This window comes from Pseudomonas sp. HMSC067G02 (assembly GCF_001813485.1).
In the GTDB taxonomy this organism is placed as follows: Bacteria; Pseudomonadota; Gammaproteobacteria; order Pseudomonadales; family Pseudomonadaceae; genus Pseudomonas; species Pseudomonas aeruginosa.
In genome coordinates this window covers 1-9,663 of record NZ_KV812606.1, presented here as the reverse complement: position 1 = coordinate 9,663, position 9,663 = coordinate 1, and the positions used below count along the sequence as shown (strand labels likewise).

Below are 9,663 nucleotides of genomic sequence, written 5' to 3'. Positions count from 1 at the left end.
GCGGATAGCGCCGGGGCGCTATTCGCCCTACGGGGTTCGGGGCTCGGGTGGGGCGGGCGAATGTGTTGATCCGCCAACACTTGCCCAGCAGTTGCGCCCGCCCAGCGACAGGGGCTTGCCACCCAGGCCTTGCCCGGCGCGGCCCCGCAGCCCGGCACGGGCTGTGCACGGGGTGCCGGATGCACAGGCAAGCCAAGGAGTCCCCATGCCGCGCGAAATCCGTCTCAACGCCTTCGAAATGAACTGTGTCGGCCACCAGTCGCCTGGCCTCTGGGCGCATCCGCGCGACCGCTCCTCGCAGTACAAGGACCTGGAGTACTGGACCGACCTGGCGCGGTTGCTCGAACGCGGCCGTTTCGACGGACTGTTCATCGCCGACGTGCTGGGCATCTACGATGTGCTCGACGGCAATGGCGACGCGGCGATCCGCCAGGCCGCCCAGGTACCGGTGAACGACCCGCTGGCGCTGATCACGCCGATGGCCGCGGTGACTCGCCACCTGGGCTTCGGCCTGACCGCCTCGCTGTCCTTCGAGCATCCCTATCCCTTCGCCCGCCGACTCTCGACCCTGGACCACCTGACCAAGGGCCGGATCGGCTGGAACGTAGTGACCTCCTACCTGGAAAGCGGCGCGCGCAACCTCGGCCAGCAGGCCCAGCTCGACCACGACCGCCGCTACGACTATGCCGACGAATACCTACAGGTGCTCTACAAGCTCTTCGAAGGCAGTTGGGAGGACGGCGCGGTGCTCCGCGACCGTCGCCGAAGGATCTTCAGCGACCCGGGCAAGATTCACGAGATCCGCCATGTCGGCGAGCACTTCCAGGTACCCGGCATCCATCTCTGCGAACCGTCGCCGCAGCGCACGCCGGTGCTCTACCAGGCCGGCGCGTCGAGTCGTGGCAAGCGCTTCGCCGCCGAGCACGCCGAGTGCGTGTTCGTCGCCGCGCCATCGAAGACCGTGCTCAAGCAGGCGGTCGCCGACATCCGCCAGCGCGTCGCCGAGGCCGGTCGCGATCCGCGCAAGGTACTGGTGTTCAACCTGCAGACGGTGGTGCTGGGCGAAACCGACGCCAAGGCCAGGGCCAAGTTCGACGAATACCGCGCCTTCGTCAGCTACGAAGGGGCCCTGGCGCTGATCTCCGGCTGGACCGGGATCGACTTCGGCCAGTATCGGCCGGACCAGGTACTGCGGCACCTCCACACCAATGCCATCCAATCGGCGGTGGAAGCGTTTTCCAGCGCCGATCCGACGCGCACCTGGACGGTCCGCGAGCTGGCCGACTGGGTCGGTATCGGCGGCTTCGGCCCGCTGTTCGTCGGCAGCCCGGCGACCGTCGCCGACCTGTTGCAGGAGTGGGTGGAGGACACCGACGTGGATGGCTTCAACCTGGCCTATGCGCTGGCCCACGAAACCTTCAGCGACGTGGTCGAATTGCTGGTGCCGGAGTTGCAGAAGCGCGGGGTGTACAAGACCGAATATGCGCCGGGGACTCTGCGCGAGAAGTTGTTCGGCGACGGCCCGCGGCTGCCGGATTCCCATCCGGCGGCCGGCTATCGCGACCTGCGGGCGCTCTGGGAGAAGGAGGCCGGGCGCAACGCGCTGCCGGCCTGACCTGGGCGGACGGCGGATGACGCCGGTGGCGCTATCCGCCCCCAAGGCCCGGGACGGCCCCTAGAGCCAGGCGTGCCGCGGTGGCTTCACCCCATTCAACTGGTAGTTGCCGATGGCATGGTATTTCCAGCGCACCGGGTCATGCAGGGTGTGGGTGCGGGCGTTGCGCCAGTGACGGTCGAGATTGAGTTCCTCCAGGGTCGAGCGCGTGCCGGCCAGTTCGAACAGCCGGTTGGCGGCGAGCAGGGCGGCTTCGGTGGTGAGCACCTTGGCCTCGGCCACCGCGATCGAGGCGGCGGCCACGCTCTCCTCGTCGGGGGCGGCGAGCGCCGCTTCGATGGCGTCGGCCGCCAGGTCGAGCACGGCTTCCGCGGCACGCACGCGGATGCGCAGGTCGCCGACCTGCTGGATGGTGTAGGGGTCTTCCCAGGCATGCTGCTGGTTGGCGTCTATCCATGGCCGCGCGTGGCGGCGCACCTGCTGCACGGTCTCGGCGAGGATGCCACGGGCGATGCCGGCGTCGATGGCGGCCTGGATGAACTGCGATACGGCGCCGGCGGCGGTGGGGCGGTCGAAGGCGCGGTGCACCGGGATGACGTGCTCGGCCGGCACCCGCACGTTGTCCAGGATGACGGTGCCGCTGGCGGTGGTGCGCTGGCCGAAGCCGGACCAGTCGTCGATCACCGTCAGCCCCGGCGCGTCGCGCGGGATGAACGCCAGGTGCGCGCGCTGCTCGGCGTCGAGGCCGACGGCCGGTACCCAGTGGGCGAGCAGGGCGCCGCTCGAATAGAACTTGCGGCCGTCGATGCGGAACCCGTCGCCATCCGCCAGCACTCGTGTCTGGAATTCGGCGACGGTACGGCTGTGGCGTTCGGAGAAGGCGTTGCCGAAGCGCACGCCGTCTAGCACCAGGCCGTAGAAGAAGCGTTTCTGCTCCTCGCTGCCGTCCAGGCGCAAATGGTCGAGCACCGCCAGGTGGTTCTGCGGCAACTGCGCCAGGGACGGGTCTACCGCGGCGATGGTCTTCAGTACTTCGGCCAGGGTCCGGTAGCCGACCTCGGCGCCGCCGTAGGCGCGCGGTACGCTGATGCCCCATAGGCCGCTCTGCGAGAAGGCTTCCAGTTCGGCCACCGGCAGCCGGCGCTGGCGGTCGCGCAGCGAGGCTTCCTCGGCGAACAGCCCGGCCAGTTCGCGGGCGACGCGGATCGCCTCGGCGTCGTCGGCGATGCGCCGGGCCGGGGTCCGTGGCAGCGGTTGCCGATAGGGATCGGCGGCGTTCTTTTCCAGTGCGCTCATGGCGACTCCTTGCGATGGGATGGGCGAGGTTCAGCGGGACGCCGTGGCCGGACCGCTGCCGATCTGCCAGACGTAGGGCGGCTCGCTGCCGTTGATCTCCCAGTCGCCGACGATCCGTTGCTTGTAGATCAGGGGATTGTGCGAGGCGGCGGTGCGCGCATTGCGCCAGTGGCGGTCGAGCTGCTTGCCGCGGCCGACGGCGGAAGCGCCGCTGGCGTCGAACAGCTCGCTGGTGGCTTGCAACACCAGTTCGGCGACGATCGCCTGGGCCTTGGCCGATTCGATCTCGGCGGCGATATTGGCCTCCTTCTCCGCCTGCGGGTCGCCTACGAAGCGCGCCAGGTAGGCGCGCTGGGCCGCTTCGGCGGCGTGCAGGGTGGCCGCCTCGGCGGCGTAGACGCGCGCGGCGATGCGCCCGACCACCTGCTGCACCTGGGGATCCTGGCTGACTCGCGGGGCATTGCCGTGGCTGTAGATACGGGTCCGCCCGCGCACCTCGGCGGCGACGTCGCGCAAGGCGGCGCGGCCGGTGCCGGCCAGCACCGCGAGCAGGACCAACTGGTAGAACGCGGTCTGGTACTTGAAGCGGCTGGCGAAGTCGATGAGGTTCTCTTCCTCCACCTCGGCGTCCTCGAACCGCGACGTGCCACTGCCGGTGGTGCGCTGGCCGAAGCCGTCCCAGTCGTCGCTCTGGCGCACGCCGGGCTGGTCGGTGCGGATCGCCGCGATCACGTCGGCGCCGGTGTCGTCGCGCTGGGCATACAGATCGATCCAGTCGGAGAAGAGGCTGCCGGTGCTGTAGTACTTGCTGCCGTTCACCACCCAGCGACCGTCGTCCTTGCGCGAGACGCGGGTGAGCACTTCGCCCAGCCGTACCGAACCGACCTCGGTCCAGGCGCAGCCGACCAGGTCGCCCTCGACGAAGCGCCGCAGCCAACGGTCGCGGCCAGGGCCGGGCTCGGCATTGAGACGGTCCTCGACGAAGGCGAAGTGGCCGCGCAGGGCCTGGGTGATGTTGGAGTCGGCCTCGGCCAGTTCGATCAGCAACTGAACCAACTGCGGCAGCGAGGCGCCGGCGCCGCCGTGCTCGCGCGGCACGCGCACGGCGCCGAAGCCGGCCTGCTTGAGCCAGGCGATCGCCTCGTGGGGCAGTTCGCGTTGCCGTTCGCGCTCGACGGCGCCTTCGGCGATGCGCGCGAAGATCGGTCGGAAACGCTGGGCGAGCAGTTCGTAGTCGGCGCCTTCGGAGAGACTGGCGGCGGTGGCTTCGGGATGGACGCGGGCGTTCATGCGGACTCCTGGTAGGCAGCGGGGCCGTCCGGTCGACGGCTACCCTGGAGTCCGGGCTGTTGCACAGCCTGTGCCGACCCGCGCAGGCCACTGCTTGCGCGGGTTCGCGCGAGCAGGAGGTGTTGCCGGGGCGGCAGCCTGTTGCGCGGCTGCTGCCTGGCGGACAGTGGGGGAGGTGGCGGCAGGTCCCTCTCCCGGCGGGAGAGGGACAGGCGCTTCAGAAGATGTAGTCGGTGGTGAGGAAGTTCGACGCGCGGTTGCGGATGATCTCGCTGACCAGGGTCTTGTTCGCCTCGGTGTCGCGGGTCGCCACCAGGGTGCGGATGGAGAACACCCGCAGCGCGTCATGGACCGACAGGGTGCCTTCCGCCGAATTCTTCCGGCCGTTGAACGGGTAGCTGTCCGGGCCGCGCTGGCACTGGGCGTTGACGTTGATCCGGCCGACCTGGTTGGCGAAGGCGTCGACCAGCCGGCCGATCTGCGCCGGGTCGTTGCCGAACAGGCTCAACTGCTGGCCGTAGTCGGAGCGCAGGACGTAGTCGATCACCTCGTCCAGCTCGCGATAGGGCACCACCGGCACCAGCGGACCGAACTGCTCCTCGTGGTAGAGGCGCATGTCCGGGCTCACCGGACTCAGCAGGGCGGGGTAGAAGAAGCTCTGTCGATGCTCGCCGCCGCCCGCATTGACCACTCGTGCGCCCTTGGCCAGGGCGTCGTTCAGCAGGCCTTCGAGGTAGTCGACCTTGCCCGGCTCCGGCAGCGGTGTCAGCGCCACTCCCGGTTCCCACGGCATGCCCGGCTTGAGGCTGGCCAGGCGCGCGCTGAACTTGTCGAGGAACGGTTGCAGCACGCTTTCGTGGACGAACAGGATCTTCAGCGCGGTGCAGCGCTGGCCGTTGAAGGACAGCGCGCCGGTGACCGCCTCGTTCACCGCGTTGTCCAGGTCGACCTGCGGCAGGACGATGCCCGGGTTCTTCGCGTCCAGGCCGAGGGCGGCGCGCAGGCGGTGCGGGCGGGGGTGCAGCTTCTTCAGGTCGCTGGCGCCGGAATGGGTGCCGATGAAGGCGAACACGTCGACCTTGCCGCTGGCCATCAGCGCCGACACGGTTTCCCGGCCGCGCCCGTAGATGACGTTGATCACTCCTGGCGGGAAGCTGTCGCGGAAGGCTTCCAGCAACGGGCGGATCAGCAGCACGCCGAACTTGGCCGGCTTGAACACCACCGTATTGCCCATGATCAGCGCCGGGATCAGGGTGGTGAAGGTTTCGTTCAGCGGGTAGTTGTACGGCCCCATGCACAGCGCCACGCCCAGCGGAACCCGGCGGATCTGGCCGAGGGTGCCCTGTTCCAGTTCGAAACGGCTGGAGCGGCGGTCGAGTTCCTTCAGCGCTTCGATGGTATCGACGATGTAGTCGCAGGTGCGGTCGAACTCTTTCTCGGAGTCCTTGAGGTTCTTGCCGATTTCCCACATCAGCAGCTTGACCACCGCCTCGCGTTGCTCGCGCATCCGCGCCAGGAAGCGTTCGACGTGCTGGATGCGCTCGGCCACCCGCAGGTTCGGCCACAGGCCCTGGCCGTGGTCGTAGGCCCGCACCGCGGCGTCGAGCGCGGCGAGCGCGGCGTCGGCGTCGAGCAGCGGGGTGCTGCCGAGGATCACCTGGCGCTCGCCGTCGGCCTCGGCGAGGAATACCGGGCTGCGTACCGGCGCCAGCGGGCCGTCCCAATGTCGCAGTTGGCCGTCGACCAGGTAGTCGCGCTGCTCGATGGGGGCGTCGGGGCGGTACTGCTCGGGAATGGCGTCGAGGCTGGGAAACAGCGAATCGAGGTGGAGCGGGGCGGTCATGGCGGGTCCTCGAATGACGTGGATGAAAGGCGTGGGACTGTTGTAGCGCGGTCCGGATCGAAGGTAAATCGTTTCAGCAGGAAAACCGTCGCGCCCTTGCCGGAAATCAGCCTTTGCTCCCGCTTCGTGGGGGGCGGGAGCAAAGGCATGGCGCCGGCTGGCTTCAGGCGTCGGCGGTAGGCTCTTCGCGGGGCCGCGCCGGCGGTGGCTCAAGCAGTTCCTGCTGCTCGGCATAGCGCTGGCGGATATCGAAGTCGCGCGGCCAGCGCGAGGCTTCGTGGTCGGGGCGTTGCATTGGTTCGGTCATGGCTGAACTCCGGTCGGGCTGGTGCTCAGAGCACCAGCGACAGCAACAGGATGAAGACCAGGCCGACCACGGAGAGGATGGTCTCCATCGCGGTCCAGGTCTTGAAGGTCTCGCTGACGCTCATGTTGAAGTACTGCTTGACCAGCCAGAACCCGGCGTCGTTGACATGGGAGAGGATCAGCGAGCCGGCGCCGGTGGCGAGCACCAGCAACTCGCGGTTGACGCCGGGAATCAGGTCGATCACCGGCACCACGATGCCGGCCCCGGTGATGGTGGCGACGGTGGCCGAGCCGGTGGCGATGCGGATCACCGCGGCCACCAGCCAGGCCAGCAGGATCGGCGAGATCTGCGCGTTCACCGCGAGATGGCCGATGACGTCGCCGACCCCGCTGGCCACCAGCATCTGCTTGAAGCCGCCGCCGGCGCCGATGATCATCACGATGGCGGCGGTCGGTGCCAGGCTCTGGTCGAGCAGCCTGAGGATCTTCTTCGAGTCGAAGCCACGGGCGTAGCCGAAGGTATAGAGCGCCACCAGCAGGGCCAGGAGCAGGGCGCTGATCGGATGGCCGATCATGTCCATCCAGGCGCGGAACGCGTGGCCATCGGGGAAGGCGACGTCGGCGAAGGTCTTCAGCAGCATCAGGAACACCGGCAGCAGCACGGTCGCCAGGGTCACGCCGAAGCTGGGCAGGTCCTGGGTCTCGGGCTCGTGGGCGATCTGCTCGACCAGTTCCGCCGATGGCGTGCCGGGTATGTAGCGCGAGACCAGCGCGCCGAACAGCGGGCCGGCGATGGCGGCGGTGGGCAGGGCGACGATCAGGCCGTAGAGGATGGTCTTGCCGATGTCGGCGCCGAACACGCCGATCGCCAGCAGCGGGCCGGGATGCGGCGGCACCAGACCGTGCACCGCGGAAAGGCCGGCGAGCAACGGGATGCCGATCTTGATCAGGGACACGCCGCTGCGCCGGGCGACGATGAACACCAGCGGGATCAGCAGGATGAAGCCGATCTCGAAGAACAGCGGGATGCCCACCAGGAACGCGGCGAGCATCATCGACCAGTGCACCCGCTCCTTGCCGAAGGCGCGGATCAGGGTGCGGGCGATCTGGTCGGCGCCGCCGGAATCGGCCATCAGCTTGCCGAGCATGGTGCCCAGGGCGAGGATCACGCCGACGAAGCCGAGCACGCCGCCGAAGCCGTCCTGGAAGGATTTGACGATCTTCTCCACCGGCATCCCCGAGGTCAGGCCGAGGAAGCCGGCGGCGATGATCAGGGCGATGAAGGGATGCACCTTGAAGCGGGTGATCAGCACGATCAGGCCGATGATGGTCACCAGGGCGTCGAGGAGCAGGTAGGCATCGTGTGACATGCCGAACATGGAGGGCTCTCCTTTTGTCGTTGTTCTACCGGAGTTGCTGTTTCATTGAAGCGCTTTTTCGGGGTAGCGCTATCTTTGTCGGACAAGCGAAAGACTTCAGGCGGCGGCGTGCTCCAGCCACCAGGCGTGGGCGGCCTGCGCCAGGCATTCCACCGGCAGGGTGGCGTCCAGGCGCAGGGTCAGGGGTTCGTCGAGCGGCGGCTCGAGGGCGGCGAACTGGCTGTCGATCAGGGTCGCCGGCATGAAGTGGCCGGGGCGCTGGGCGACGCGCTCGGCGGCGACCGCCGGGGTCAGTTCCAGGTAGACGATGCCGAGGCCGGGCACCGCGCGGCGCAACCGGTCGCGGTAGGCGCGCTTGAGGGCGGAACAGGTCAGTACCGGCAGCTTGCCGGCGGCCACCGCCTGGCGCAGCTGCTCGGCGAGGGTGTCCAGCCAGCCGGCGCGGTCGTCGTCGGTGAGGGGGATGCCGGCGCTCATCTTGCGGATGTTGGCGGCGGGATGGAAGCTGTCGCCTTCGATGCCGTGGGCGCCGCTGCGCTGGCAGAGGGCCTGGCTGACGCTGGACTTGCCGCAACCGGCGACACCCATGATGACCAGGGCTTGGAGGGGTGGATGCATGGAACACCTCAAGCGTGAGACAGCGCTGTCTTTGCGACCTGGAAAAAATCGCGCGAGCCTGGCTCCGCCTTCTTGTCGTTGTGGTCTGTCGAATCCCGCGCGGGCAGTGGCGGACAGGCCGCCTCAGGCGATTGCCCAGGTCGCGAGACAGCGCTACCTTAGTGCCTGGAATTTTGTTTGGCAAGCAGGCCACGATGAGCATCACCAAGAACGACAAGAACACGCGAACCACCGGACGTCCCACCCTCAACGAAGTCGCGCGCCGCGCCGGGGTCAGCCCGATCACCGCGTCGCGCGCGTTGCGCGGCGTCGCCAGCGTCGCCGAAGAACTGGCGCAGAAGGTCCGCGACGCCGCCCGCGAACTCGGCTACGTGGCCAACCCCGCGGCGCGCGCGCTGGCCTCGGCGCAAAGCCACAGCGTGGCGGTGCTGGTGCCGTCGCTGGCCAACCTGCTGTTCATCGAGACCCTCGAGGCGATCCACGCGGTACTGCGGCCGCAGGGCCTGGAGGTGCTGATCGGCAACTTTCACTACTCGCGCAACGAGGAAGAGGACCTGATCCGCAACTACCTGGCCTACCAGCCGCGCGGCCTGCTGCTGACCGGCTTCGAGCGCACCGAGAGCGCCCGGCGGATGATCGAGGCCAGTGGCATTCCCTGCGTGTACATGATGGACCTGGACTCCGGCGCCGGGCTCAATTGCGTCGGCTTCTCCCAGTTGCGCGCCGGCGAGGCCGCTGCCGAGCACCTGCTGGCACGCGGCCGCAGGCGCCTGGCCTACATCGGCGCCCAGCTCGACCAGCGCACCCTGCTGCGCGGCGAGGGGTTCCGCCGCGCCTTGCAAAAAGCCGGCTGCTACGACCCGGGGCTGGAAATCCTTACGCCGCGGCCGTCCTCGGTGGCCCTCGGCGGCGAACTCTTCGTGCAGTTGCTGGCCAGCCAGCCGCAGGTCGACGGGGTGTTCTTCTGCAACGACGACCTGGCCCAGGGCGCGCTGTTGGAGGCCCTGCGCCGTGGGGTCAAGGTGCCGGAACAGATCGCCGTGCTCGGTTTCAACGACCTGCCGGGTTCGGACTGCACGGTCCCGCGCCTGAGCAGCATCCGCACCCCGCGCGAAGCCATCGGCCGGCGCGCGGCGGAGCAGTTGCTGGCGCTGATCGCCGGCAAGGAGGTGCGCGATAGCGCGCTGGACATGGGGTTCGAGCTGATGGCGCGGGAGAGCACCTGAACCCGCGGCCCGACGGTGCGGCCGTTCAGGGACATGTCGAGGGTTGGGCAGCGCCTCCGGGCGTAACGGCTTGCCGGGTAGGGCGAATAG

The 9,663-nt window shown here is 68.7% G+C and carries 8 protein-coding genes; 2 read left to right on the top strand and 6 right to left on the bottom strand.

What is annotated here, in order from left to right:
- Positions 1-205 precede the first annotated feature (205 nt).
- The gene (locus HMPREF2914_RS00040) at positions 206-1,615 is read left to right on the top strand and encodes an LLM class flavin-dependent oxidoreductase (RefSeq protein ID WP_023091774.1); all 1,410 of its coding nucleotides are present in this window, start codon (positions 206-208) and stop codon (positions 1,613-1,615) included.
- Between the two features lie 60 nt (positions 1,616-1,675).
- On the opposite strand, the gene HMPREF2914_RS00035 is transcribed toward HMPREF2914_RS00040, so the two are convergent.
- The 6 genes from HMPREF2914_RS00035 to HMPREF2914_RS00015 form a co-directional block, all read right to left on the bottom strand.
- On the bottom strand, positions 1,676-2,911 hold the full coding sequence (locus tag HMPREF2914_RS00035) for an SfnB family sulfur acquisition oxidoreductase (protein WP_003107493.1): 1,236 nt from the start codon (positions 2,909-2,911) through the stop codon (positions 1,676-1,678).
- Between the two features lie 30 nt (positions 2,912-2,941).
- Positions 2,942-4,201 (bottom strand): acyl-CoA dehydrogenase family protein, encoded by a 1,260-nt coding sequence (locus HMPREF2914_RS00030; RefSeq protein ID WP_023091775.1) that lies wholly within the window; start codon positions 4,199-4,201, stop codon positions 2,942-2,944.
- A 217-nt stretch (positions 4,202-4,418) separates the two neighbouring features.
- Complete coding sequence (locus HMPREF2914_RS00025; protein ID WP_003089420.1) at positions 4,419-6,044, bottom strand: NADP-dependent glyceraldehyde-3-phosphate dehydrogenase; 1,626 nt, start codon at positions 6,042-6,044, stop codon at positions 4,419-4,421.
- Positions 6,045-6,207: 163 nt separating this feature from the next.
- Positions 6,208-6,351, bottom strand: a complete 144-nt coding sequence (locus HMPREF2914_RS32580) for a hypothetical protein (RefSeq protein ID WP_003089416.1) — start codon at positions 6,349-6,351, stop codon at positions 6,208-6,210.
- A gap of 25 nt (positions 6,352-6,376) precedes the next feature.
- Positions 6,377-7,729, bottom strand: coding sequence for a GntP family permease (locus tag HMPREF2914_RS00020; RefSeq protein WP_003107128.1), 1,353 nt, complete (start codon positions 7,727-7,729; stop codon positions 6,377-6,379).
- Between the two features lie 96 nt (positions 7,730-7,825).
- On the bottom strand, positions 7,826-8,347 hold the full coding sequence (locus HMPREF2914_RS00015; RefSeq protein WP_003107130.1) for a gluconokinase, GntK/IdnK-type: 522 nt from the start codon (positions 8,345-8,347) through the stop codon (positions 7,826-7,828).
- A gap of 194 nt (positions 8,348-8,541) precedes the next feature.
- On the opposite strand from HMPREF2914_RS00015, the gene gntR reads away from it, so the two are divergent.
- Positions 8,542-9,573, top strand: a complete 1,032-nt coding sequence (gene gntR / locus HMPREF2914_RS00010; protein ID WP_003111384.1) for an HTH-type transcriptional regulator GntR — start codon at positions 8,542-8,544, stop codon at positions 9,571-9,573.
- The last annotated feature ends 90 nt before the right edge of the window (positions 9,574-9,663 follow it).